28 protein-coding genes are annotated in these 25,060 nt (G+C 60.0%); 14 read left to right on the top strand and 14 right to left on the bottom strand.

The features are described from left to right. Window positions 1–168 precede the first annotated feature (168 nt). Window positions 169–1,341 (bottom strand): aminotransferase class V-fold PLP-dependent enzyme, encoded by a 1,173-nt coding sequence (locus HBO05_RS04700; protein ID WP_172311905.1) that lies wholly within the window; start codon window positions 1,339–1,341, stop codon window positions 169–171. A gap of 12 nt (window positions 1,342–1,353) precedes the next feature. Next, entirely contained in the window at window positions 1,354–1,590 is a 237-nt protein-coding gene (locus HBO05_RS04695; RefSeq protein ID WP_170056874.1) for a DUF3820 family protein, read from the bottom strand. A gap of 206 nt (window positions 1,591–1,796) precedes the next feature. On the opposite strand from HBO05_RS04695, the gene HBO05_RS04690 reads away from it, so the two are divergent. Further along, the gene (locus HBO05_RS04690) at window positions 1,797–2,264 is read left to right on the top strand and encodes a PA2169 family four-helix-bundle protein (RefSeq protein WP_029296433.1); all 468 of its coding nucleotides are present in this window, start codon (window positions 1,797–1,799) and stop codon (window positions 2,262–2,264) included. 202 nt (window positions 2,265–2,466) lie between these two features. On the opposite strand, the gene HBO05_RS04685 is transcribed toward HBO05_RS04690, so the two are convergent. Next, window positions 2,467–2,937, bottom strand: a complete 471-nt coding sequence (locus tag HBO05_RS04685) for a MaoC family dehydratase (protein WP_169955344.1) — start codon at window positions 2,935–2,937, stop codon at window positions 2,467–2,469. A gap of 68 nt (window positions 2,938–3,005) precedes the next feature. After that, entirely contained in the window at window positions 3,006–3,950 is a 945-nt protein-coding gene (locus tag HBO05_RS04680) for an alpha/beta hydrolase (RefSeq protein ID WP_169955343.1), read from the bottom strand. Window positions 3,951–4,160: 210 nt separating this feature from the next. Here HBO05_RS04680 and fadD2 point away from each other — a divergent pair, with 210 nt between their 5' ends. Both fadD2 and fadD1 read left to right on the top strand, forming a co-directional pair. Then, window positions 4,161–5,849 carry a long-chain-fatty-acid--CoA ligase FadD2 gene (gene fadD2, locus HBO05_RS04675; RefSeq protein WP_169955342.1) on the top strand — a complete coding sequence of 563 codons (1,689 nt, stop codon included), beginning with the start codon at window positions 4,161–4,163 and terminating at the stop codon, window positions 5,847–5,849. Between the two features lie 379 nt (window positions 5,850–6,228). Continuing rightward, the gene (gene fadD1 / locus HBO05_RS04670; protein WP_170041926.1) at window positions 6,229–7,920 is read left to right on the top strand and encodes a long-chain-fatty-acid--CoA ligase FadD1; all 1,692 of its coding nucleotides are present in this window, start codon (window positions 6,229–6,231) and stop codon (window positions 7,918–7,920) included. 196 nt (window positions 7,921–8,116) lie between these two features. Here fadD1 and HBO05_RS04665 read toward each other — a convergent pair whose 3' ends face one another. Further along, window positions 8,117–8,494 (bottom strand): hypothetical protein, encoded by a 378-nt coding sequence (locus HBO05_RS04665; protein WP_169955340.1) that lies wholly within the window; start codon window positions 8,492–8,494, stop codon window positions 8,117–8,119. 199 nt (window positions 8,495–8,693) lie between these two features. On the opposite strand from HBO05_RS04665, the gene HBO05_RS04660 reads away from it, so the two are divergent. The 3 genes from HBO05_RS04660 (at window position 8,694) to def (ending at window position 10,556) form a co-directional block, all read left to right on the top strand. After that, on the top strand, window positions 8,694–8,885 hold the full coding sequence (locus tag HBO05_RS04660) for a CsbD family protein (RefSeq protein ID WP_029296443.1): 192 nt from the start codon (window positions 8,694–8,696) through the stop codon (window positions 8,883–8,885). 174 nt (window positions 8,886–9,059) lie between these two features. Then, the gene (locus tag HBO05_RS04655; protein ID WP_172311903.1) at window positions 9,060–10,013 is read left to right on the top strand and encodes a YihY/virulence factor BrkB family protein; all 954 of its coding nucleotides are present in this window, start codon (window positions 9,060–9,062) and stop codon (window positions 10,011–10,013) included. Window positions 10,014–10,016: 3 nt separating this feature from the next. Next, window positions 10,017–10,556 (top strand): peptide deformylase, encoded by a 540-nt coding sequence (gene def / locus HBO05_RS04650; RefSeq protein WP_029296447.1) that lies wholly within the window; start codon window positions 10,017–10,019, stop codon window positions 10,554–10,556. On the opposite strand, the gene HBO05_RS04645 is transcribed toward def, so the two are convergent. Next, the gene (locus tag HBO05_RS04645; protein ID WP_169955339.1) at window positions 10,553–10,969 is read right to left on the bottom strand and encodes a GNAT family N-acetyltransferase; all 417 of its coding nucleotides are present in this window, start codon (window positions 10,967–10,969) and stop codon (window positions 10,553–10,555) included. The genes def and HBO05_RS04645 overlap by 4 nt on opposite strands. Before the next feature lie 739 nt (window positions 10,970–11,708). On the opposite strand from HBO05_RS04645, the gene HBO05_RS04640 reads away from it, so the two are divergent. Further along, the gene (locus tag HBO05_RS04640; protein ID WP_169955338.1) at window positions 11,709–13,028 is read left to right on the top strand and encodes a PAS domain-containing methyl-accepting chemotaxis protein; all 1,320 of its coding nucleotides are present in this window, start codon (window positions 11,709–11,711) and stop codon (window positions 13,026–13,028) included. A 37-nt stretch (window positions 13,029–13,065) separates the two neighbouring features. Here HBO05_RS04640 and HBO05_RS04635 read toward each other — a convergent pair whose 3' ends face one another. From HBO05_RS04635 to HBO05_RS04615, 5 genes are all read right to left on the bottom strand, one after another. Further along, window positions 13,066–13,566, bottom strand: coding sequence for a hypothetical protein (locus HBO05_RS04635; RefSeq protein ID WP_169955337.1), 501 nt, complete (start codon window positions 13,564–13,566; stop codon window positions 13,066–13,068). A gap of 149 nt (window positions 13,567–13,715) precedes the next feature. After that, window positions 13,716–14,453, bottom strand: a complete 738-nt coding sequence (locus HBO05_RS04630; protein WP_172311901.1) for an NAD(P)-dependent oxidoreductase — start codon at window positions 14,451–14,453, stop codon at window positions 13,716–13,718. Window positions 14,454–14,463: 10 nt separating this feature from the next. Beyond that, entirely contained in the window at window positions 14,464–15,096 is a 633-nt protein-coding gene (locus HBO05_RS04625) for a glutathione S-transferase (RefSeq protein WP_172311899.1), read from the bottom strand. Between the two features lie 112 nt (window positions 15,097–15,208). Then, window positions 15,209–15,532, bottom strand: a complete 324-nt coding sequence (locus HBO05_RS04620; protein WP_172311897.1) for a DUF6124 family protein — start codon at window positions 15,530–15,532, stop codon at window positions 15,209–15,211. A 338-nt stretch (window positions 15,533–15,870) separates the two neighbouring features. Next, the gene (locus tag HBO05_RS04615; protein ID WP_169955372.1) at window positions 15,871–16,902 is read right to left on the bottom strand and encodes a LacI family DNA-binding transcriptional regulator; all 1,032 of its coding nucleotides are present in this window, start codon (window positions 16,900–16,902) and stop codon (window positions 15,871–15,873) included. Between the two features lie 213 nt (window positions 16,903–17,115). On the opposite strand from HBO05_RS04615, the gene HBO05_RS04610 reads away from it, so the two are divergent. Further along, on the top strand, window positions 17,116–17,649 hold the full coding sequence (locus HBO05_RS04610) for a gluconokinase (RefSeq protein WP_172311895.1): 534 nt from the start codon (window positions 17,116–17,118) through the stop codon (window positions 17,647–17,649). Between the two features lie 84 nt (window positions 17,650–17,733). Then, complete coding sequence (locus HBO05_RS04605; protein ID WP_169955332.1) at window positions 17,734–19,086, top strand: GntP family permease; 1,353 nt, start codon at window positions 17,734–17,736, stop codon at window positions 19,084–19,086. A gap of 128 nt (window positions 19,087–19,214) precedes the next feature. On the opposite strand, the gene alaC is transcribed toward HBO05_RS04605, so the two are convergent. After that, window positions 19,215–20,426 (bottom strand): alanine transaminase, encoded by a 1,212-nt coding sequence (gene alaC, locus HBO05_RS04600; RefSeq protein WP_029296464.1) that lies wholly within the window; start codon window positions 20,424–20,426, stop codon window positions 19,215–19,217. A gap of 195 nt (window positions 20,427–20,621) precedes the next feature. On the opposite strand from alaC, the gene HBO05_RS04595 reads away from it, so the two are divergent. Beyond that, on the top strand, window positions 20,622–21,104 hold the full coding sequence (locus tag HBO05_RS04595; protein WP_170041932.1) for a GyrI-like domain-containing protein: 483 nt from the start codon (window positions 20,622–20,624) through the stop codon (window positions 21,102–21,104). Window positions 21,105–21,254: 150 nt separating this feature from the next. Here HBO05_RS04595 and HBO05_RS04590 read toward each other — a convergent pair whose 3' ends face one another. Together HBO05_RS04590 and HBO05_RS04585 are read right to left on the bottom strand one after the other, a co-directional pair. Further along, window positions 21,255–21,860, bottom strand: coding sequence for a pyridoxamine 5'-phosphate oxidase family protein (locus HBO05_RS04590; RefSeq protein WP_170041933.1), 606 nt, complete (start codon window positions 21,858–21,860; stop codon window positions 21,255–21,257). Between the two features lie 20 nt (window positions 21,861–21,880). Then, window positions 21,881–22,366 carry a GNAT family N-acetyltransferase gene (locus tag HBO05_RS04585; protein WP_172311893.1) on the bottom strand — a complete coding sequence of 162 codons (486 nt, stop codon included), beginning with the start codon at window positions 22,364–22,366 and terminating at the stop codon, window positions 21,881–21,883. Between the two features lie 148 nt (window positions 22,367–22,514). On the opposite strand from HBO05_RS04585, the gene HBO05_RS04580 reads away from it, so the two are divergent. From HBO05_RS04580 to HBO05_RS04565, 4 genes are read left to right on the top strand one after another with little or no spacing between them, the layout of a single operon-like run. Beyond that, window positions 22,515–22,934, top strand: coding sequence for a nuclear transport factor 2 family protein (locus HBO05_RS04580; protein WP_172311891.1), 420 nt, complete (start codon window positions 22,515–22,517; stop codon window positions 22,932–22,934). Window positions 22,935–22,976: 42 nt separating this feature from the next. Next, the gene (locus HBO05_RS04575; RefSeq protein ID WP_172311889.1) at window positions 22,977–23,321 is read left to right on the top strand and encodes a YciI family protein; all 345 of its coding nucleotides are present in this window, start codon (window positions 22,977–22,979) and stop codon (window positions 23,319–23,321) included. 33 nt (window positions 23,322–23,354) lie between these two features. Further along, entirely contained in the window at window positions 23,355–23,831 is a 477-nt protein-coding gene (locus HBO05_RS04570; RefSeq protein ID WP_172311887.1) for an SRPBCC family protein, read from the top strand. Further along, entirely contained in the window at window positions 23,828–25,057 is a 1,230-nt protein-coding gene (locus tag HBO05_RS04565; protein ID WP_169955324.1) for an RNA polymerase sigma factor, read from the top strand. Before HBO05_RS04570 ends, HBO05_RS04565 begins: the two co-directional genes overlap by 4 nt. The last annotated feature ends 3 nt before the right edge of the window (window positions 25,058–25,060 follow it).

Raw genomic sequence — 25,060 nt, 5'->3', positions numbered from 1 at the left:
GGCGCCTAAGATCAAAAACCAGATCAAAAACAGAGCAACAGCAACAGCAGAACCAGAGCGCGAAGCTGCATTCCCCTGTAGGAGCTGGCTTGCCTGCGATGACAGCAGGTCAGCCAACAGATTCATCGACTGATACACCGCCATCGCAGGCAAGCCAGCTCCCACATTTTAATCAGTGTTCAGCTCGGTAATCGCATTGACCAGCACGCCGATGTCCGCCGCCGACGTCACCAACCCCGGCGTCACTCGTATGCAGGTACCAAACACCGCGCCACTGCGCAGGGTGGTAAACAGGTTGTGCTCAGCTAGCAATCGATCCGCCATCACTTGCTGATCGCGCCCGCTGAATTTGAACGCGGTAATCGCGCAATACAGCCGTGGATCATCCGGGGTCACTACCTCGATCCCCGGCAATGGCCGCACCTGGCTCACCCACAGGTCACGCAGGTAACTCAATCGCGCGCCCTTGGCCTGCGCACCGCCCAGGGCCCGATGTTCTTCGAACACCAGCGGCAAGGTCATCAGCGCCGGAAAGTTCGGTGTGCTGTAGGGCGTACGGGCGCGCACATCGGTTGCCGGGTAATGGAATTCGCCCATGTCCGGATCAATTTCCGCCAGACGCCCAGGGGCTATATACACAAAGCCCAGGGTCAGCGGCGCACCGATCCACTTGTGCAGGTTGAAGCCGGCGAACGAGATGCCCAGCCGGTCCAGGTCGAAGTCGATCAGGCCCAACGCGTGGGCGCCATCGAGGATGATCTCGACGCCATACTCCCGTGCCGCGTGGGCGATGGCCTCGACCGGCATCACCAGGCCGGTACGGTGGGTGACATAGGTCAGGGCCATCAGTTTCAGGCGTGGGTAGCGGCTGAAAGTGTCGCGATAGGTCTGCACCAGGCTGTCGAAACTGGCCGGGTGGGCGTGGGACACTTCGATCACCTCCACCCCACGGTAGCCGGCGAGCCAGCGCATGGCGCCCTTGACCGTGTCGTATTCCAGGTCGCTGATCAGCACCTGGTCACCCGGTTGCAGGCGGTTGTAGTTGCGGATCAGCGACTGCAGGGCTTCGGTGGCATTGCGGGTGAAGGCGACGGCTTCTGGATCGACATTGATCAACTCGGCCAACTGCCGGCGAATCTCGACATCTTGCCCTTGCTCGAAGCGCTGGCGCACATGCACCGAGTTGCTGCGATTGATAAACGCCACGTGCTCCTGATACTGGGCCATCACCGCGCGGCTCATGCGGGCGAAGTAGCCGTTTTCCAGATTGATGGGGCCGGGCTCCAGCTCATAGCGCTGGGCAATGGTCTGCCAATAGGCCTCGTCGCGGGTGTGGGGCATGGTCAGGCTCGATTAGTGGCGTGGGGCGGGTTTGCCATGTTTGGCGCGCAACGGTTCCAGCAGTTCGGCGAGGCCGTTGTGGTCGATTTCCTGCATCAACGCCAGCAGGCCGCCCAACTCGCCGTGGGGGAATCCTTCGCGGGCAAACCAGTTCAGGTAAGGGCCGGGCAGGTCAGCAATGATCGTGCCCTTGTATTTGCCGAACGGCATTTGGCGGGTGATCAGCAGTTCAAGTTTTTCGGGGTTCATACGGGCTTCAGGCAATCAGGAGGGTGCCTTGGAAAATACAGGCATTCTGCATGAAGGCCAAATGACAGATCATGCAAATAAAGCGGATACAGATTTGCCTGGTATTTATAAGTTATTGAAAATAAAAGATTAAATATTAATTCAAGACCTGGCACGGGCGCTGCAACTACCCCAATACGTTTCTAAACCCGCGAAGGAATTGAAAAATGACTGACATCAACAAAGAATCGATCTCCGTACTCAATGACCTGATCGAAACCAGTAAAGACGGCCAGGAAGGCTTCAAGACCTGCGCAGAAGACATCAAGCATCCAGAGCTCAAGGCGCTGTTCACCAAGCGTTCCGCAGACTGCGCGACGGCGGCTGCCGAACTGCAAACGGCCGTGCGGGCCTTGGGTGGTGACCCGGAAGATTCCGGCAGCGTTGCCGGTGCACTGCACCGTGGTTGGGTGGACGTGAAGTCGCTGGTGACAGGCAAGGACGAAGAGGCCGTGCTCAACGAAGCCGAGCGCGGTGAAGACCACGCATTGAAGGCTTATAAAGAAGCCATCGAGAAAATCAACAAGCACAACCTGGTAGGTATTCGTGACCTGGTTGAGCGTCAGTACCACGGTGCACAGCGCAATCACGACCAGGTCAAAGCCCTGCGTAACCAGGCTCGCGCCCAGTCCTGAACCGCGGTGCAGTAACAAATGTGGGAGCGGGCAAGCCTGCTCTCACAGGTAATTGCGTCGTACCGGTTTTTTGATCACACCCCGATACAAATGTGGGAGCTGGCTTGCCTGCGATAGCGGTTGATCAGTCGATGTATGTATCGACTGAAATGACGCCATCGCGGGCAAGCCAGCTCCCACATTTTTTATTTCACATGCCTGGTCAGCCGATGCTGATCGCCGGCAACTCGGTCAAGGTCACAACCTGCTGTTTGCGTGGCGCGAGGATCTCGGCTTCGCCATCCACCACCAACTCATCACGCTGGTTGAACACCTGAGTGGCAATCCGCACGCGGAACTTGGGCAGCTTCTCGAGGATTTCCAGACGTACGGTCAGGGTGTCGCCGATTTTCACCGGCTTCTGGAAGCTCATCTGCTGGCCGATATAGATAGTGCCCGGCCCAGGCAACTCACAGGCGACTGCCGCGCTGATCAAGGCGCCGCTGAACATGCCGTGGGCGATACGCTCCTTGAACATGGTCGCCTTGGCGAATTCGGCATCCAGGTGTACCGGGTTATGGTCGCCGGACATTGCCGCGAACAGCTGGATATCGCGCTCTTCCACGGTTTTGCTGTAGGTGGCTTTCTGGCCAACTTCGAGGGCGTCGTACGGAGTGTTGGTAACCTGGGTCATCTAATCGTGCATCCTGTGGCTAATCGATAATCTTAATTCGTTGATTTTAAACGAAAATATTTGTGCGTTCACTCGCAGCGCGCAGGCCTTCGATGGTCTACGGCCTGTGCCATCCATGCCAGCACATCGGCGGTGACCGCATCACGGTTGGTTTCATTGAAGAGTTCGTGGCGTGCTTGCGGGTAAATGTTCACTTGCAGGTTCTGGCAGCCTGCCTGCCGCAGCGCGTTAGCCAGACGGGTGAGACGCTTGCCCTCACTGACCGGATCACATTCGCCGCCCATCACCAGAATCGGCAGGCCGGGATCAATCTGTTTGAGATTGGACGCTTTGCTGATTTGCTGCAAGCCGCCGAGCAGGTCGATCCACAGCTGGTTGGTGCAGCGAAAGCCGCACAGGGGGTCGTTGACGTACTTGTCCACCTCATCCGGGTCGCGGCTCAGCCAGTCGAATGCCGTGCGGTTAGGCTTGAAGGCCTTGTTGAATGAGCCAAACGACAGAAACTCGATCAACGCGCTACGGCCCCGCAGGCCCTGGCGCAGGCGTTCGGCGCGGGCGATCAGTTGGGCGGCGCGGTACAGGGCCACCGGCTGGAAATTCGAACCACTGAGAATCGCCCCATGCAGGCTGGCGCTGTGATGCAGCAAATAGGCCTGGGCGATGTAGCTGCCCATGCTGTGGCCCAGCAGGATGATCGGCACACCTGGGGCCTGCTGGCCGATGTGCTGGTTGAGCGCGGCCAGGTCACCTACCACTTTGTTCCAGCCATCGCGTTCGGCGAACAGGCCCAGGGTGCCTTCATCGGCCGTACGGCCGTGGCCGCGCTGGTCTGGGGCATACACACCGTAGCCTGCGTCACACAGGGCCTGGGCCAGGCGCCCATAGCGGCCGCTGTGCTCGGCCATGCCATGGGCCAACATCACCAGCGCCGTGGGCGGCCCGTCCGGTAGCCATTGGTTGACGTACAGGCGGCTGCGGTCGTTCGCGGTCAGCCAGAAAGTGGTGTGGTTCATGGCGCTTCCTTTGCTCAGGGTCGTTGCAGTGTATAGCTCATCCGGGGGCGGGCGTCTGATCACCCTTGGCCTCAGGGGCAAGATTCATACAATCAATGACACGTTTTAGTGTATTTGCCTGTTTGGCCATAGCTGCTAACGTCCCCGAAGCTCCGCTTCCCATAAACAGCCGGAAGCGGTCGGGCACACTCGGGTAAGAGGACAAGAATAATGCAACCTGATTTCTGGAATGACAAACGCGCGGCCGGTGTGCCCAACGAGCTTGACCTGTCGGCGTACAAGTCAGTAATCGAAGTCTTCGAGCGTTCCTGCAAGGCCTTTGCCGACCGTCCGGCATTCAGCAACATGGGGATCACCCTGACCTACGCCGACCTGGAGCGCCAGAGCGCGGCGTTCGCCGGCTACCTGCAGCACCACACCGATCTCAAGCCGGGCGACCGCATCGCGGTGCAGATGCCCAACGTCCTGCATTATCCGATTGCCGTGTTCGGCGCCTTGCGCGCCGGGCTGGTGGTGGTCAACACCAACCCGTTGTACACCCCGCGGGAAATGCGCCATCAGTTCAAGGACGCGGGCATTCGTGGGCTGGTCTACCTCAACCTGTTCGGCTCCAGGGTCCAGGAAGTGGCGGCCGACACCGAGATCGAATACCTGATCGAAGCAAAAATGGGCGACTTCATGCCTGCCGCCAAGGGTTGGCTGATCAACACCGTGGTCGACAAGGTGAAGAAAATGGTCCCGGCCTACAGCCTGCCTCGGGCGGTGTCGTTCAAGCGCGCCTTGCGCATGGGCGCGGGCCTGGCCGTGACCCGTCATCCGATGACTCTCGATGACATCGCCGTGCTGCAATACACCGGCGGCACCACCGGCCTGGCCAAGGGCGCGATGCTCACCCACGGCAACCTGGTGGCGAATATGCAGCAGGTGCGGGCGTGCATGTCCCAGTTGCGTGAAGACGGGCATCCGCTGGTCAAGGAAGGGCAGGAGGTGATGATTGCGCCGCTGCCGCTGTACCACATCTATGCCTTCACCGCGAACTGCATGTGCATGATGGTCACCGGCAACCACAACGTGCTGATCACCAATCCACGGGACATCGGCGGCTTTATCAAGGAACTGAAGAAGTGGCGGTTCACCGGGCTGCTGGGGCTCAACACGCTGTTTGTCGCGCTGATGGAACACCCGGACTTCAAGACCCTGGACTTCTCCCACCTGAAGATCACCAACTCCGGCGGCACCGCCCTGGTCAAGGCCACGGCCGAGCGCTGGAAGCAGATCACCGGTTGTTCCATCGGCGAAGGCTACGGCCTGACCGAAACGTCGCCGGTGGCCAGCACCAACCCCTACGGGGATCAATCGCGTCTGGGCACCGTGGGTATTCCGGTGCCGGGCACGGCGATGAAGGTCATCGATGACGCCGGCGAGGAGTTGCCGCTGGGTGAGCGGGGCGAGCTGTGCATCAAGGGCCCGCAGGTCATGAAGGGCTACTGGCAGCAACCGGCGGCCACCGCCGAGACCCTGGACGGCGAAGGCTGGCTCAAGACTGGCGATATTGCGGTGATCGACCCGGACGGGTTTGTGCGCATTGTCGATCGCAAGAAGGACCTGATCATTGTCTCGGGCTTCAATGTGTACCCCAACGAGATCGAGGATGTGGTGATGGCCCACCCCAACGTCGCCAACTGCGCAGTGATCGGCGTGCCGGACGAGCGTACCGGCGAGGCGGTGAAACTGTTCGTGGTGGCGCGGGCCCAGGGCGTCAGCCTTGAGGAGCTGAAGACTTACTGCAAGGCCAACTTCACCGGCTACAAAGTGCCCAAGCACATTGTGTTGCGGGACTCGCTGCCGATGACACCGGTGGGAAAAATCCTACGGCGCGAGCTTCGCGACATCGCCTGACATGAACTGAAACACGATTCAGATGTGGGAGCTGGCTTGCCTGCGATGGCGGTGTATCAGTCGAAGGATGCATCGACTGGCCCGCCGCCATCGCAGGCAAGCCAGCTCCCACATTTACTGCGTACGCCCTTAAAGTAGAGCTGTTTTGCGGCTTATAGAATTTTTGCTCTAAAAGTGACTACTGGATATTCTTGAGTCATGTTTATGACTGTAGGACCTTCTTTTGGCTCTAGGCGGCCCATTGCAAAGCTGCTACTCTCGGCGCGCTTTGTGACCTCTCGGCCTGCTTGAAACAGCCAGAATCACCTAAAAAACACACACAAATAATAATCGCATCAAATGCGGTGAATGAATTCGCGTCGCTGAGGAGTGGGCTTCCATGATCGAAGACTTTTGGAAGGATAAGTACCCCGCCGGGATTGCTGCAGACATCAATCCAGACGAGTATCAAAATATTCAGGCGGTACTGAAACAGTCCTGCCAGCGCTTCGCCAACAAACCGGCTTTCAGCAACCTGGGCAAGACAATCACCTACGGTGAGCTGTACGAATTGTCCGGTGCCTTTGCCGCGTACCTGCAACAGCATACCGACTTGCAGCCCGGTGATCGAATCGCCGTGCAACTGCCCAACCTCTTGCAATACCCGGTCGCCGTGTTCGGTGCCATCCGTGCCGGCCTGATCGTGGTCAACACCAACCCGCTGTACACCGCGCGGGAAATGGAACACCAGTTCAACGACTCCGGGGCCAAGGCCCTGATCTGCCTGGCCAACATGGCGCACCTGGCAGAAAAGGTCGTGCCCAAGACTGGCGTCAAGCACGTGATCGTCACCGAAGTGGCTGACCTGTTGCCGCCGCTCAAGCGGCTGCTGATCAACAGCGTCATCAAGTACGTGAAGAAAATGGTCCCGGCCTATCACTTGCCCCAGGCGATCAAGTTCAACGACGTCCTGGCCAAGGGCCATGGTCAACCTGTCACCGACGCCAGCCCTGCCAGCGAAGACGTGGCCGTGCTGCAATACACCGGTGGCACCACCGGCGTAGCCAAGGGCGCGATGCTGACCCATCGCAACCTGGTAGCCAACATGCTGCAATGCAAGGCGCTGATGGGCTCCAACCTCAATGAAGGTTGCGAAATCCTGATCACGCCGCTGCCGCTTTACCATATCTATGCCTTCACCTTTCATTGCATGGCGATGATGCTGATCGGCAACCACAACATCCTGATCAGCAACCCGCGCGACCTGCCGGCGATGGTCAAGGAGTTGTCGAAGTGGAAGTTCAGCGGTTTTGTCGGCCTGAACACCTTGTTCGTGGCCCTGTGCAACAACGAAGGCTTTCGCAAGCTGGATTTCTCTGCGCTCAAGGTCACCCTGTCGGGCGGCATGGCCCTGCAACTGGCGGCCGCCGAGCGTTGGAAAGCCGTGACCGGCTGCAATATCTGCGAAGGCTACGGCATGACCGAAACCAGCCCGGTGGCCACGGTCAACCCAATCCAGAATATCCAGATCGGCACCATCGGCATCCCGGTGCCTTCGACCCTGTGCAAAGTCATCTCGGATGAGGGCGTCGAGTTGCCCCTGGGTGAAATCGGCGAACTGTGCGTCAAGGGCCCGCAAGTGATGAAGGGCTATTGGCAGCGTGAAGACGCCACCGCCGAAGTGCTCGACAGCGAAGGCTGGTTGAAGACCGGTGATATCGCGATCATCCAGCCAGACGGCTACATGCGCATCGTCGACCGCAAGAAAGACATGATTCTGGTCTCCGGCTTCAACGTCTACCCCAACGAGCTGGAGGACGTGCTGGCAAGCCTGCCAGGCGTACTGCAATGCGCGGCCATTGGTGTACCGGACGAAAAGTCGGGCGAGCACATTAAGCTGTTCATCGTGGTCAAGCCGGGCGCGACCCTGACCAAGGAGCAGGTGATGGAGCACATGCGCGCCAACGTCACCGGCTACAAAGTGCCCAAGGCTGTCGAGTTCCGCGAGGCACTGCCGACCACCAACGTGGGCAAGATCCTGCGTCGCGAGTTGCGTGATGAAGAGCTGAAGAAGCTTGGCCTGAAGAAGTAAACAAAAAGCCCCGCGCATGCGGGGCTTTTTATTGGGCGCTGAGTCTCGACTGACCCACCGCTATCGCCGCGATGCGGCGACCCGACAAGCCATTTTTCCTGGGCCACACTCAAAACTCCTGTACAGCACAACCCCCTGTGGGAGCGGGCTTGCCCGCGATGGCGTCATGTCAGCCCGCACATTTGTGATCGGGTATTTACAGGGCGAACTGCGCGAAGCTCACGCCAACGCCTGCCGGGCGTACATCTTTCAGGAACGAATCCTTGTCCGCGCTCAGCTCCAGGGTAATCTCCGGCTTGCGCTTGCCCGCATTGCGCACCACCAACCCTTCAAGCTTTTCACGCAGGTACACGGTCGGTACTTTCAGGTGCAGCAACTGGTCGGTCTCGGCGTTGTGCATCAACAAATGAATCCACTCGTACTGGCCGATGGCGATGCGTGCCACTGGCAGGTCGAACCACCAGATGTTGCGCTTGCGGTCCAGGTCGGTGAAGTGGCAGTTGTTGACGCCGAGCACGGCACCGCCCAGTTCCAGGTTTCTGCGGGCGATGGCCTGTGATTTATTGAGTTTCATAACCTTCCTACGGGATCTGTTATTCAGCGGTTGAGCCTGAATCTGCCGGGCATTCTCGGGGGTTGGCCGCAAAACATAAAGCCAAACCTGTGCTGGGTGATGAAATGCCTTACGCAAATAATTGAAACTCTGCGCAGAGGCCCAGGGTCAACCCTTACGTAATGACCAAAACCCTTGATTGTTCTTACGGAGAAATACCATGGGCAGCACAGCGGATAAGGCAAAAGGTTTAGCAAACGAAGCCATCGGCAACATCAAGCAAGGTGTCGGCAAAGCCACTGACAACACCAAGCTTGAGACCGAAGGCAAGATCCAAGAGAAGAAGGGCGAAGCCCAGCAAGCGGTCGGCAAGGTCAAGGACGCGGTAAAGAATACCGTCGACAAAGCCTGATTCCAGCGTTTGCACCATGCAGCATAACGGCCATCCACGGATGGCCGTTTTTGTGTCACACCCGATGTTTAAAGTTTCGAAATTGTTTCAAGGTCGCCAAATAGGCTACCTTGATGTAGAAAACGGCCCCTGAGTCGCCCACGAACTCAACCTTTTGCGGCGAAAGGAGACGCTATGATTTTTCCGGTATTAAAAGATCTGCCGCTGCACCGCGTATTGATGCGCACCGTCACAGAGTTCATCGACGACGAGATGCCTACCTACGCCTCGGCACTGGCCTACCAGATGCTGTTTTCGCTGTTCCCCTTCCTGCTGTTCCTGATTGCCCTGATCGGTTTCCTGCATCTGCCGGACTTCTTCAGCTGGTTGCGCCTGCAGTCGGAACTGGTGTTGCCGCCCCAGGCCCTGGAGCAGGTCAACCCGGTGATCGACCAGTTGCAGCAATCCAAGGGTGGGCTGCTGTCGGTGGGTATCGTCATTGCGCTGTGGACCGCCTCGGCGGGCGTGCGCCTGATGATGAGTGCGATGAACGCCGCCTACGACGTGGTGGAAGGCCGGCCGATCTGGAAACGTTTCCCGCTGTCGATTCTCTACACCGTGGGCATCGCTGGCATGTTGCTGGCCGCCGCCGCGTTGATGGTCCTGGGGCCGCAAGTGATGGAATGGCTGGCCGGGCAGATCGGCATGCAGGAATTCGTCGTGACCCTGTGGACCATCTTGCGCTGGCCGTTGATCGTGATCCTGCTGATGTTCGCCGTGGCCTTGATGTACTACGTGATGCCGGACGTGAAGCAGAAATTTCGCTTTATCACGCCAGGCTCGGTGCTGGCGGTGGTGGTCTGGATCGTGGCTTCACTGGGCTTTGGCTATTACGTCAAGACCTTCGCCGACTACAACGCCATGTACGGCAGCATCGGCGCGATCATCGTCCTACTGTTGTACTTCTATATTTCCGCCGCCGTGCTGCTGCTGGGCGCGGAGATGAACGCAGTGATCGAGCATATGTCTGCCGAAGGCAAGGACCCCGGTGAGAAGGATTTTGGCGAGCACCACCCTGATCAAAAACAGCATGTCTCGGGCCTTGGCCGGGACCATTCGATTCCCAAGCCCACCACTGATGAAACCTGACCGATGATTCGTGAAATCCTGAAAATGGGCGATGAGCGCCTGCTGCGTATCGCGCCACCGGTGCCACCGGAAATGTTCGACAGCCCCGAGCTGTGGCAGTTGATCGATGACATGTTCCAGACCATGGAGCACGTGGGCGGCGTCGGCCTGGCCGCGCCGCAGATCGGTGTCGACCTGCAACTGGTGATTTTCGGCTTCGAGAGCAGCGAGCGCTACCCGGATGCGCCGGCGGTGCCCCAGACCATCCTGATCAACCCGCTGATTACCCCGCTGAGCCCGGTGCTGGAGGAGGGCTATGAAGGCTGCCTGTCAGTACCTGGGTTGCGCGGTGCGGTGGATCGCTACCAGCAGATTCGCTACGAGGGGTTTGATCCCAAGGGCGAGCCGATTGTGCGGATTGCCGACGGTTTCCACGCGCGGGTGGTGCAGCATGAGTGCGACCACCTGATCGGCCGCCTGTACCCCTCGCGGATTACAGACTTCAGCAAATTCGGGTTTATCGAGGTGATGTTCCCGGAGCTGGATCCCGCCGCCGACGCTTAACCCTGGCGGCACAGGCCCATGGCAATCATCGGCTTGTTGCGTTTATAGCGCACCAGGCGCTCGGCCAACGACTGTGGCAACACGGTCTGCTGGCTGAAGCCCTGGGCGGCATAAAATTCTTCCAGGTCGGGGTGGCACAGTAACCACACGGTGCCTTCAACAGGCGCGATGGCTTTGGCGATCAGCCGCGCTGCCAGCCCTTGCCCGCGCAATGTCGGATCGACAAACAGCCCGGTCAGCCACTGGCCGCCGACCACAGGGCTCAGGCACAGCCCGGCGACAATCTCGCTATTGCGCGCCACCCACAACTGGCCGCCCTTGAGGGCTTTCATCGAGGAATTGTGGCTGCGGTAGAACTTGTTCAGCAGCGGCCACAGGGGCTCTGCCAGTAGATCAATGTGCAACTCGGGCATGGTAGTTCGACAGGCGTGATCAAGGGCCGGGGATTATAAGTCGGGCAAAGCGCCTTCTGTTGGGCAATAGGTGTTATACCCCTTGTTACTTCCTCTGTTAGTGGAGCATGCATCATGGCCAAAGGTATGGATTCAAAGAAAGCCGCGAAGAAGAAACCGGCAAAGACCGCCGATGAAAAACGCGCGGACAAAAAAGCCAAGAAAACCGAGACAGGCCTGTTCGGTCACTGAGTGCCTGACTATAGGAGCGAGCGTGCTCGCTCCTATACGGTATCGATACACACTGACATCCCCCCGCACGTCCCCCTCCAATACCTGTTCATCAATACTGGCTGATTACTGGCCTTGCATAGCGCCAAGCCCTGTCTATGCTCACCCATAACCACTTATGTCGCTTGCCATATGAAGCGTTTTGGGTGGCCGATTGCATAGTGATTGATGAGCACTATACAAACCGTGAATAGATGAGTGCGTATGTCAAAGCGCCGGGAAAAAAGGAGCATCAGGTTAAATGGATTTACGTGTGTCGGTTAAAGCGGACCCCTGAGGGGGTCATCAAGAAAAGGATGCCTTGCAGCGAGCGTTGCCCCATGGACTCTCCGATTGGCCATCATTTATCTATCGCCTGACACTTGTCCTGTCTCTGGACGGATGCGTTTGCCTGTTTTGTGGAAAGTTGTACTGGGTCAAATCCAAGAACTAACCGTCATTCAAAGACAGCGCTGAAGGTGATCCGATCATGTTTAACCTCCACCACAAATCCGACCTGCTGGAAATCGAGCGTTTTTCCTGTGCGCTGACCCAGGCCCAAGCCAAGCTCGCGGCCATCAGTCGTTCGATGGCGATGATCGAGTTCGATCGCGACGGCGTGGTACTGGATGCCAACGAAAACTTCTGTAGGACCATGGGCTACAGCGCCGAGGAAGTACGCGGCAAACACCATCGAATCTTCTGTGAAGAGTCCTACTACCGCAGCGACGCCTACGCCAAGTTGTGGCGCGACCTGGCCCAGGGCGAGCCCATCAGCGGCACGTTCATGCGGTTGACCAAGAGCGGTCAGGAAGTGTGGCTGGAGGCCAGCTACATGCCAGTGTTCGGCCCGGATAAACAGGTGCAGAGCGTGATCAAGGTGGCGTCGGATATTTCCGAGCGGATCCACCGTGAACATGAAAACCAAAGCCTGATCGACGCCATCGGCCGTTCCATGGCCGTCATTGAGTTCACGCCCCAGGGGCAGATCCTCAATGCCAACCAGAATTTCCTGAAGACGGTGCAGTATTCCCTCGGCGAAATCGTTGGCCAGCACCACAGCATGTTTTGCCACCGCGCCGAGGTGGAGTCGCCGGCTTACAAAGCATTCTGGGCCTCGCTCAACCGCGGCGAATTCCACTCCCACCGTTTTGAACGGCGCAACAAGCAGGGTCAGACACTTTTTCTGGAAGCCTCCTACAACCCAATCTTCGATACCAACGGCCGCCTGTACAAAGTGGTGAAGTTCGCCAGTGACATCACCGAACAGGTCACCACCTTGCGTAACGCTGCCGACTCGGCCCACGCCACTTCGGTACAGAACGACGCCTGCGCCCGCAAGGGCTCGCAAGTGGTGCAGCAGACGGTGCAGATCATCGAAGAAATCTCCCGTGACCTGAATGAAGCGGCGTTGAGCATCGATGCGGTGAGCAAGCAGTCGGACATTATCGGCACCATCGTGCAGACCATTCGCGGGATTGCCGATCAAACCAACCTGTTGGCACTCAACGCGGCAATTGAAGCCGCCCGCGCGGGTGAGCACGGCCGTGGTTTTGCAGTGGTGGCGGACGAGGTGCGCAGCCTGGCGGCGCGTACCAGCCAGGCGACGATCGAGATTGTCGATGTGGTGCGCAAAAACCACGATTTGTCCCTGAGCGCGGTATCGAGCATGCAGTCGAGCCTGAGCCGTACCGGGCTGGGGGTGGAGTTGGCCAATGAAGCGGGGCAGGTGATCCTGGAGATCCAGGAAGGCTCGCGGCATGTGGTGGATGCCATCGGTCAGTTCAACTCCACCCTGCAACTGCAATAGCCCCCCAACGGAGCCGGCTTGCCGGCTCCTACACGGGTCAGATCGCCGCCAGGGTATCTTTCACGGCCTTGATCTGCGGGTCGGCAGTCTTCTCGGCAAACTGCTGCGCCGCCTGCATTTTCAGGCGCTCAGTCACTTCCAGGGCAATGGCATTCTGCTGTTCTATAGGCATCGCTTTCACTTCTTCTTCGGTCAGGCCCTTTTCCTTGAGGATCTGATCGCGAATGCGCTCGGCCGGCGTCTTGGTCATGTACTCATTGAATTCTGTGCGAGCCTGGGTATTGGCTGAGGTGGCCGGCGTGGCGCTGGTCGGCGGCGTTGCTTGCAGTTGCAGGCGGGTCTTGGCAAACGCGGCATCCACATTGCTGGCCGTGGTGTCGGTAGCCTTTTGCGTTGCTTGCACCTGGGTTGCGGCAACGGCGTTCTGCACGTTCTGCATCACGCCGCTGTACAGCGCGCTGGCGGCGGCGTTGGCCGGGTCCAGGTCGGGGCGTTTGGACTGTTGGATCACGGACGAGACTTGGGTATTGACCAACATGATCGGGCACCTGTGGTTTTGAACGGTCCATAGGGTTTAGCAATTAGCGTGCCGGGACCTAAACCCCTGTGTTCATTGGCTGTGAGGGCAGTCTTTAGGCAGCAAGCGGGTTGCCGACGGCCAATGTTTGCCGTCGGCGGCCATTGCCTTCAGTAGGTGATGGGAATCTCGAAGACCTGGAAGGCATCGTCCTGCGGCTGATACCCAAGAACCCGTGTGGTCTCGCTCAAGTCCAGGCGCTTGAAGCGGTTATTGGAAATGCCATGGGCGATCAGGTGCTTGACCCCCTCGGCCTCCACCGAGCGCTGCAACAGTTGCACGGCATCCCGGGGGCTGAGCCAGGCGCTGAGGTCGCGGGCGTTGTTCAGGTCGTGGGTTTGGGCAAATTCAAACGCGCCAATGCGTAACGCGATGGTGGAGAGTGGGGTTTTGGCAGCGTAATAGCCGCACAGCGCTTCGCCGTAGCATTTGCTCACGCCATACAGGTTGGCCGGCAGCACCGGCATGCCTGGGGTGATTTGCCGATCCACCGGGTAGCCTTCGATGGTCTGGGCGCTGCTGGCGAAGACCAGGCGCTTGACGTTGGCGGCCACAGCCGCTTCGAACAGATAGGTGGTGGCGAGGATATTGTTGGGGAGCAGTTCGTCGAAGGTGGCGCTGGCGTGGGGAATGCCCGACAGGTGCACAACCACGTCGATGCCGTCGAGCAGCGCGGTGAGGGCCGTTTTGTCACTCAAGTCGGCCTGCACGAAGCGATGGCCGTCGAGGGCGAAGCCCGGTGCGACGCGGTCGGTGAGGGTAAAGCGGTAGCGATCTTTCGACGCTTCGAAAAATGTCTTGCCGATCCTGCCGCAGGCGCCGGTGAGCAGTACGTTGAGTCCTTTCATCGTGTAATCCTTAGTTGTGACCGTCGAGGGCAAAGGCCTGGAAACCTGGGCGCTGGCTGAGCAGGGCGTAGTACGCATCGACAGCCGGGTAGGACGGGTGCTCCATGGGTGTCATCCGCCAGCGGTGCACCGACAGGCCGATCAGGATATCGGCGAGGCTGAAGGTGTCGCCAGCCACATAGGCGCCGGTTTTGCTCAGTTGCTGCTCCAGCAACCCCATCTTGTCGTTCCAACCGCGCACACCGCCAGCAATGCGCTGCGGCTCCTGGAAGTCCGGGTTCTGGCGCACCAGGGCGTGGAAGGCATAGCCCCAGGACGGGTTGAGTTCGGTGGCTTGCCAGTCCATCCATTGCTCGACCCTGGCCCGTGGCGCGGGGGCGGCGGGCAGCAAGTCATGGCGCTGGTGCAAGCCCACCAGGTAGCGGCAGATGGTATTGGACTCCCACAGCACGCCGTTGTCGTCGATGATCACCGGGATCTGGGCGTTGGGGTTCAGGGCTAGGAATTCTGGCGACTGGGTGGGCGTGAAACCGATGCCCCAGTCTTCGCGCTCGTAGGGGATTGCCAGTTCCTGGCAGGTCCACAGGACTTTTCGTACGTTGATGGACGAAGTGCGACCCAAGATTTTCAGCGCGTGTCCCATGGTGCTTCCCTGGCAGGTGTGAGTTGGGCAATTTAGCAGGGGCCAGGTGGGCACGGTAAAAAAAGTGGGGGCTGGCAAGCCAGCTCCCACCTTTTTGATCGCGTCTGGGCTTTTAGTTGTGCGGTGTTTGCTGGTCCATCAGTGTGCCCATCAGCAACACGCCCAACTCGCTCAACTGATGAATCGCCAGGGTCCTGTCACGGTCTTTGCCGGTCAGGTCTTCGGACAGGTCCAGCAGCAACGTGGTAACGGAGGAAAAGGTTTCATAGCTGTTGGCAATCAGGCTTTCGCTGCTGGCGCCGGAAGTGACGGTGAACAGGGTGGAAGGTTCGGGCGCCGGGGCGGTCGGGGGATTGAGGTAGTGATCAATAGCGCGGTGGGCGGCCTGGTTGAGTTTTGCGTCGTGAAGCGGGGGGTTGGGAGTAACTTTGAACATGGTTATGACCTTTGGCTGGGCCACCACCGGGTCGCTACTAAACGAAAGGGTGGCGGCTGTACGCAGGTTAGTAGACCGGTAAAGTCATACAAAAAACCGGCGCGCCACGAGGGCGCCCTGCGCACAGCCACCATCAAGCACAGGCGGTAAGCCTGATAGATGAAGCTCATGCTCATTTGTATGACTGCTCAGGCTACTAAACCCGATCACCGAGAAGTTCAGCGACCGGGCCACCTTAGAGAGCCCCACCCAGGCGCACAAGCCGGCGGATTCTGACGCAACCGTAGGTAACGGAGCAAGGCGCTGCCAAAGAGTCAGTCTATTCCTACAGCTGGCGCCTAGGTGCTCTCGCGCACCTTCAACTCAAACCCCATATCCACCACCGGCCGGGCGATCTTGTTGCCGGCCATCACCGTCAGCAAATGCTCTGCCGCGCGTCGGCCAATGGCTTCGCGTGGGGTGCTGATGCTGCTCAGGCGCGGCACCATGAAGCTGGAGGCGGGCAGGTCGTTGAAGCCCAGTACCGCCACCTGCTGTGGCACTTTGATCCCGTGGCGCAGGGCTTCGAGCAGGGCGCCCTGGGCCAGGTCGTCGTTGCCGAAGAAGATCGCGTCCACGTCCGGGTGGCTGGCCAACAGTTGCAGGAACAACTCGCCACCCAGGCCCACCGACGAGGGGCGCGGCGTCAGCAGTTCGAGGGCCGGGTCATACAGGCCGGCCTGCTGCAGGCCACGACGGAAACCTTCACCGCGCAGCAGTGTGCGCTGGTCCAGTTGCGCGCCGACATAGGCCAGGCGTTTGCGGCCCCGGGAGATCAGGTGCGCCGCAGCGGTTTCACCGGCACTGATCTGCGAGAAACCGACGCAGTTGAGGCCGGCCGTCGGGTCCAGGTCCATCATGTACACGCAGGGCACATTGCTCGACTCCACCATGCGCCGGGCGCTTTCGGTGCGGTCAAAGCCGGTCAGCAGCAGGCCCCGAGGCTGGTAGGCCATGTAGTTGCGCAACAGGTTTTCTTCTTCGTCCCGGGAATAGTGGGTGTTGCCGATCAGCACTTCGAAGCCCTTTGGCCGCAGCACCTGGTGGATGGCTTCCAGGGTTTCGATAAACAGCAGGTTGGACAGCGAGGGCACCAGCACCACCACCGACTGGCTGCGGGCCGACGCCAGGGCGCGGGCAGCGGGGTTGACCACGTAGTTCAGCTCGGCGGCGGCTTTCTGTACTTTTTCCACCAGTTCGGTGGCCACGGTACTGATCCCGCGCAGGGCCCGGGAGGCGGTAATCGGGCTGACCCCCGCCAGGCGGGCAACTTCGTTAAGGGTAGGGCGACCCGTCGTGCGGGTATTTTTATCGTTCTTGGAGGTCATCAGGCGGCTTGCCAAACAAAAATCGAGGCACTAAGGTAGCGCTGTCTCCAAAGGCCTGCAAATACTTGCGCAAAGGGTTGCCTGATCCTTGCGCAAACAGTTGGAGAGGATGCACGCGTCACTCCATAAAAATGACAATTAGGCGCGGGAAAAGCCTGTTTTTGCACTAGCCTTAGGGCGTGCAAAGGTAGCGCTATCTGCGTCCTGAGGTGTTTCATGAGTCAACCTGTTACCGCCCTGGTCATCATGGGTGTTTCCGGCTGTGGCAAGTCCAGTGTCAGCGAGGCCCTGTGCCTGTTGAGCGGCGCCACCGCCATTGAAGGCGACAGCTTTCACCCGGCTGCCAACATCGAAAAGATGAGCGCAGGCCATCCTCTCAACGACGACGACCGTGCCGGCTGGCTCGATATCCTCTGCGATGAGCTGCGCCGTGCGCTCAAGGCCGGCGAGCATCCGGTGCTGACCTGTTCGGCGCTGAAGAAAAAATACCGCGATCACCTGCGCGAAGCCGCGCCGGGCCTGGGCTTTGTCTTCCTCGAACTGACCCGCGAGGTGGCCGCCGACCGTGTGTCCCATCGCCCCGGCCATTTCATGCCGGCCAGCCTGATCGACAGCCAGTTCGCCACCCTCGAATCGCCCATTGGCGAGCCGCTGACCCTGGCCCTCAATGCCAGTGAAGACAGCATCGACGCGTTGGCCGCGCAGACCCACGCGTGGTGGCTGACCCACGGCTTTGAACCTTCCCGATGATTTTTTGGCTGAAAGATAGCGCTATCCGACGGCACGAAACTCAACACCCGCTTTAATAACAACAACAAACAGGAGACGACCCCCATGTTTGGCATGTCCCACGAGTCTTACCTGCTGCTCGATGCAGTGGTCACCATCATCGGGTTGATCGTGTTGATCACCCGGTTCAAGGTTCACCCCTTTATCGCCCTGATCATCGCCTCAGGTTTTCTGGGCCTGACCTCGGGCATGCCCGTGGACAAGATCATCAAGGCCTTCCAGGACGGTTTCGGCGGCGTGCTCGGGTTTGTCGGGATAATCCTGGCGCTGGGTACGATGCTCGGCAAGATGATGGCCGAATCCGGCGGTGCCGATCAGATCGCCCAAACCCTGATCCGCGCCTTCGGCAAGGACAAGGTGCAGTGGGCAATGATGTTCGCCGCCTTCCTGGTGGGCATCCCGCTGTTCTTCGAGATCGGCTTTGTGTTGCTGATCCCGCTGGTGTTTATCGTTGCGCGGCGCACCGGTGTGTCGCTGATCAAGATCGGCATCCCGTTGCTCGCCGGCCTCTCGGCGGTGCATGGCCTGGTGCCGCCGCACCCGGGGCCGTTGCTGGCCATCGGCGTGTTTGGCGCGGATATCGGCAAGACCATCCTTTACGGCCTGATCGTCGCCTTGCCCACCGCCATCATTGCCGGGCCGATCTTCGGTACGTTCATTGCCAAGTACATCCCCGGCAACCCGTCCCAGGAACTGGTGGACCAACTGGCCCGTGAGTCCGACGGGAAAAACCTGCCGAGCTTCAGCATCACCCTGATCACCGTGCTGCTGCCGGTATTCCTGATGCTGCTCAAAACCTTCGCCGACATCGCCCTGCCAGACGGGCACATCGTGCGTAACTGGATGGACATGATCGGCCACCCGATCAGCGCCTTGCTCCTGGCGTTGCTGCTGTCGCTGTACACCTTTGGCCATCGCCAGGGCATCCATTCCAAACAGATCCTCAAGTTGCTGGATGCCAGCCTTGCGCCGACCGCCGCGATCATCCTGATCATCGGTGCCGGTGGCGGTTTCAAGCAGATGCTGGTGACCAGCGGCGTAGGTGATGTGATCGGCCATATGGCGGTGACAGCGCAGATCAACCCGATCCTGCTGGCCTGGCTGGTGGCGGCGGTGATTCGGATTGCTACGGGCTCGGCGACCGTTGCCACCATTACTGGCGCAGGCATTGTGGTGCCGGTGGTGGGGATGGTGCCGGGGGTCAACCTGGAGTTGCTGGTGCTGGCGACGGGGGCGGGGTCGTTGATTCTGTCGCACGTCAACGATGCAGGGTTCTGGCTGGTCAAGCAGTACTTCAACATGACCGTGGCCGAGACGTTCAAGACCTGGACGGCCATGGAGACCATCCTGTCCATCGTGGCGCTGGGCTTCATCATGTTGCTGTCGTTGGTGGTTTAAACCTTCACTGACATCACTGTAGGAGCCGGCTTGCCGGCGATAGCATCACCTCGGTATGCCTGGCACCCCGAGGTGTGTGCATCGCCGGCAAGCCAGCTCCTACATTGACCGTTGGATCGGGTTAGGCATCAGGCCTTGGTGACCAGGCCGTCGGCCCGGAACATGGCGCGGATCCCGCGCACCGCCTGGCGAATGCGGTCCTGGTTCTCGATCAGCGCAAAGCGCACATGGTCATCGCCATACTCGCCAAAGCCGATCCCCGGCGACACACACACCTTGGCTTCGAGTAGCAACTTCTTGGCAAATTCCAGCGAACCCATGGCGGCATACGCCTCGGGGATTTTCGCCCAGACGTACATCGACGCCTTCGGGTTCTCCACCATCCAGCCCAGCTCATGCAGGCCCTTGACCAGCACGTTGCGGCGCTGGCGGTACTGCTCGGCAATGTCCTTCACACATTGCTGGTCGCCTTCCAGCGCGGCAATCGCCGCCACTTGCAGCGGGGTGAAGGTGCCGTAGTCGTGGTAACTCTTGATGCGCGCCAGGGCGTTGACCAGTTCTGCGTTGCCCACCATAAAGCCAATGCGCCAGCCGGCCATGTTGTAGCTCTTGGACAGGGTAAAAAACTCCACCGCAATGTCCTTGGCGCCCGGCACCTGCATGATCGACGGGGCTTTCCAGCCGTCGTAGACGATATCGGCGTAGGCCAGGTCGTGGATCACCAGCACGTCGTACTGCTTGGCCAGGGCGATCACCCGCTCGAAGAAATCCAGCTCCACGCACTGCGCGGTCGGGTTGGACGGAAAACCCAGGATCATCATTTTCGGCTTGGGGATCGAACCGCGAATCGCCCGTTCCAGCTCGGCAAAGAAGTCCACGCCGGGAATCAGCGGCACCGAACGCACCTGGGCGCCGGCGATCACCGCACCGTAGATATGAATCGGGTAGCTGGGGTTGGGCACCAGCACGGTATCGCCCTGGTCCAGGGTGGCCAGCATCAAGTGCGCCAGGCCTTCCTTGGAGCCGATGGTCACGATGGCCTCGGTTTCCGGGTCGATATCCACCTCATAGCGGTCCTTGTACCAGCGCGAAATAGCGCGGCGCAGGCGCGGGATGCCTTTGGAGGTGGAGTAGCCGTGGGTGTCTTCACGCTGGGCGACGGTCACCAGTTTTTCCACGATATGCGGTGGGGTCGGGCCGTCGGGGTTACCCATGCTCAAGTCGATGATGTCTTCGCCGCGCCGACGCGCAGCCATCTTCAGCTCGGCAGTGATATTGAAAACATAAGGGGGGAGTCGATCTATGCGCGCAAAGCGGCGCGGCGAACCTTGGTCTGCCATTGTTGCCTCGGAATACGTAAGCGCCCGGAACCGTCCGAGCGACGTCGGCCACTGCGGTGGCCTGCGGGGCAGACAATACGGGCGATGACAGCCGTTTGTCCAGATGGCGTAGGAAATTTTTCGGTCTGGAGTATGAAGCGAGTATGCCCCTATACTCGGTATGGTTTTGGTCACTCACCCATGGAGATTGTGCAGATGAACCAACAGGCAACGCTACCCCTGGAACCCCGCATGGAAGAGGGCAAGGCCATGGTGATCGCCGGGGTCGGCGGCCATTACGGCAAGGCTACCCTGGGGGACATTCCGAAGTTGTGGGAGCTGTTCGACACGTGTATCAAGGACATCAAGAAGCGCATTGGCGGCGTGACTTACGGCGTTTGCTACAACGCCACGCAAGAAGAATTCGATTACATCGCCGGCGTCGAAGTACCGGCCAAGCATGATGTGCCGGGCAACTTTGTATCCATTGAAGTGCCGGCCAATCGTTATGCCGTCTTCGCGCACTACGGGCCGGTGTATGCGCTGTCGCAGACCTATGAGCGGATCATGTTCGAGTGGTTGCCGACGTCGGGCTACAAGGTCGCCGGGCCGGATTTTGAGCGTTACAGCGCCGATTTCGATGTGGTTAAGGGCACCGGTACTGTGGAAATCTGGCTGCCTGTCGAAAAGTCCGCATAACCTGTACATCGCCTGATCCACCGCCATCGCAGGCAAGCCAGCTCCCACATTTGTATCGGGGTGTACTCAAAACCTGGTACCGCGCAATTACCTGTGGGAGCGGGCTTGCCCGCGATGGCGATCTCAGGGGCGCCCGAGCCGGCCAGGGCCTCAATACAACGTGGCCTTGACCCGCTCCGGCATCTCCCGATCATAGGCCTCGGCATCAAACTGCCCATCATTCAGACGCTTGTGGATGGCCCCCGCTGACGGCAGCGTTGAACGCTCTACATGCTTGTCCGGGTTCCAGCAATCGGAGCGCACAAAGGCCTTCGAACAGTGGAAATACGCCGCTTCTACCTGCACCACAATCACCGAGCGTGCCGGCTTGCCATTGACCGCAAAGCTTTGCAGCAACTCAGGCTCGATGGAAATCTGCGCCCGCCCGTTGACCCGCAGGGTCTCGCCGATCCCCGGAATGATAAACAGCAGGGCAATCCGTGGATCCACAATCAGGTTACGCAGGGTATCGAGGCGGTTGTTGCCCGGCCGATCCGGGATCGCCAGCGTGCGTTCATCGATGATCCGCACAAACCCCGGCACATCGCCCCGAGGCGAGCCGTCGAGGCCATCGGCGCCTGAAGAGCTGACAATCACCAGCGGCGAGGCGTTGACCATCGCCTGGTAATCCTCATTGAGAAACGCGATTTCCTTGCGCAGGGCACGCTCGTGGGGCAGGCCGTAGAGGGTTTCGAGTTGGTCCAGGGTGGTTAGCATGGGAGTCTCCTTGCCGGTAATCAAAACAGTAGCGCCAACCGCCGCTCATAACCCACCCGCCCTTTATACGCTTCGCCCCGGTCTACCCAGCCCTGCTGCAAATACAAGCCCAGTGCCGCCACATTGTCGCTGTCCACCGACAACTCCAAGGCGCTGATCTGCGGCCAGGCCAGGCGGGCGGCGGCGGGTAGGGCTTGTAGGCAGGCTTTGCCGAAGCCTCGGCCCTGATGGTGGCGATCGACTTGCAAGGCATGCAGTGTGGCGCTGTGTGCGTCGGCCCAATGGGGCAGGCAGGGCGGGCGCTTGAGCAGCAGGAAGGCCACGGGAACGTCGTCGGCCAGCAGGGCGAAGCCCTTGATGCCGGGGCTTGGGTTGACTTGCAGGCTGTTCAGCGCGCAGTAGATATCACCGCTAAAGGCCAGTTGCTCGGGGTGGACTTCGAGGCTGGCGAGTTGCTGTTGCTGGGTAGCAGTCAGCGTCTCATAGGGCGCGAGGCGGGTTTCCATCGAGCAGATATCCGAAGTCCTACAGGGAAGTCGCAAATTCTAGCGGCTTTATCCTTGGCGAAATTATTTTTTGTAGGCTTGTCGATTGGCAGGCGGCCCATTCGACTAAGGGTGTCTTCCGTGATTTTCCACCCCGAGGAGTATCGCCATGAGCAACCCAATCAACACCCTGATCGAGCAATGGAAACACGCGGTGGTCGCCAAGGATGTCGAGCAGATTGTCAGCTTTTACGCCGACGATATCGTCGCGTTCGACGCCGTCAAGGCCCTGCAGTTCAAAGGCAAGGCGGCCTACCGCGCCCATTGGCAGGCCTGCATGGAGTTTTGCCCAGGCCCAGGGGTTTTTGACTTCCATGAGCTGCATATCGTCGCCGCCGATAACAGCGCCTTTGCCCACTGGCTCGCGCACTGTGGTGGCTCTGGGCCAGATGGCGTGCTGAAAACCTGCTGGATGCGCGTCACCGCCGGTTATCAACGTATCGACGGCCAATGGAAGGTGGTGCATGAGCACTGGTCCGCGCCTTTCGATATGGAAACCGGCGCCGGGCTGTTCGACCTGAAACCTTGAGCGCTGCCAACTATAGTCAGTAGTCCGAAAACGGAGAACGCCATGAAATACCTGTGCCTGGTCTACAGCGCCGAAGCCTTGCTGCACAGCCTGCCCGATAGCCCCAAGGACCCGGAATGCCACGCCTATGCCGAGGCGGTCCACGGCAGTGGCCGCATGCTCGCGGCCGAGGCCCTGCAGCCGGTGAGCACGGCCACCACTGTGCGCATGCGCAACGGCAAGTTATCGATCACCGATGGGCCGTTTGCCGAAACCAAGGAGCAGCTTGCCGGCTTCTATCTGATTGAAGCCCGGGACTTGAATGAGGCGCTGCAGGTGGCAGGCGGCATCCCGGCGGCACGGGTCGGCAGTGTGGAAGTACGTCCCGTGCGTGATTTGAATCTCTGAACCCAACAATCACAAGACTCAGGAGGTTTATCCATGAACACTCAACCCGCTGCATTCGAACTGTCCATCAGCCGCATGATCGACGCCCCGCCGAGCCGGGTGTTCCGTGCCTGGACCGAGCCTGCGTTGTTGCAGCAATGGTGGGGCCCACACGGCATGACCACGCCGGAGTGCGAAATGAACCTGTGGGTCGGTGGTCTGTTTCGCACCCTGATGCGCGCGCCCGACGGCAGCGAGTATCCGACCCAGGGCGTGTTCCTGGAGATCGACGCGCCGCGCCGCCTGGTGTTTACCGATGCGTTCCTGCCCGGCTGGATCCCATCGAGCAAGCCGTTCATGAGCGCCGAAGTGACCTTCGAGGACGTTGCCGGCAAGACCCGCTACACCGCGCGCGCCATGCATTGGACTGAAGCCGACAAACAGGCCCACGAAGCCATGGGCTTTCACCAGGGGTGGGGCGAGAGCCTGGACCGGCTGGTGGCGCTGGTGACCCAGGGCATGCCCGATTGACCGTCAAGGCCCGGGTCGAGGCGGTCTACCGCAGTGACTCGCGGCGCGTCCTGGCGACCTTGATTCGCCTGCTGGGGGATTTCGATCTCGCCGAAGAAGCCTTGCACGAGGCGTTCTTCGTCGCGGTCGAGCGCTGGCAGCAGGATGGCGTGCCCGACAACCCTGGGGCGTGGCTGGTGTCGACCGGGCGCTTCAAGGCCATCGACCGCTTGCGCCGCCAGGCCCGTTTCACCCCGTTGCTGCAGGAGCAGGCCGATGCGCTGGAAGCGGCTGACTGGAGTACCGAAGACGTGGAAGACGACCGCCTGCGCCTGATCTTCACCTGCTGCCATCCGGCGCTGGCAGCCGATGCGCAGGTGCCACTTACCCTGCGTGAGATTTGTGACCTCAGCACCGAGGAAATTGCCCGAGCCTTCCTGGTCACGCCGGCCACCATTGCCCAACGCATCGTGCGCGCCAAGGGCAAGATCCGCGAGGCGAAAATCCCCTACCAAGTTCCAGGGCTGGCGGAGTTGCCTGAGCGCCTGGACAGCGTACTGCGCGTGATTTACCTGGTATTCAACGAGGGTTATTCGGCGTCCATGGGCGCCGACCTGACCCGTGACGACTTGACCCGCGAGGCCATACGCCTGGGCCACCTGCTCCTGGAGTTGCTGCCGGAGCCGGAAGTCATGGGCCTGCTGGCGTTGATGCTGCTCCATGAGTCCCGGCGCCCGGCCCGGTTATCGCCCGCTGCTGAGTTGGTGCTGCTGGATGAACAGGACCGGACGTTGTGGGATGCAGCGTTGATTGCCCAAGGCTGCGCGTTGGTGGAGCAGGCCCTGGCCACCCGGCGTTTTGGCCCTTACGGCCTGCAAGCAGCAATTGCCGCGGTGCACGCCGAGGCGCCGAGTGCGGCGCAGACCGATTGGCCACAGATTATTGGCCTGTATGACGTGCTGCTGAGGATGCTGCCGTCCCCGGTGATCGAGCTCAACCGCGCCGCCGCCGTGGCCATGCGCGATGGGCCATTGGCGGGGTTGCAACAGGTCGAGGGGATCCTGGCGCGCGGCGAGTTGCTGGATTACCACCTGGCGCATTCAGCGCGTGGCGAGTTCTGCCGGCAATTGGGACGTATGAAAGAGGCGCGCCAGGCGTATGAAAAAGCCCTGTGCCTGACCCAGCAAATGCCGGAAAAACGCTTCATCGAACGACGCCTGGCAACCTGCACCGATAGGCCTGTGTAGGCG

Origin of the sequence: Pseudomonas sp. WS 5079 (genome assembly GCF_012985465.1) — a bacterium.
In the GTDB taxonomy this organism is placed as follows: domain Bacteria; phylum Pseudomonadota; class Gammaproteobacteria; order Pseudomonadales; family Pseudomonadaceae; genus Aquipseudomonas.
This window is presented reverse-complemented; position numbering and strand designations above follow the sequence as displayed.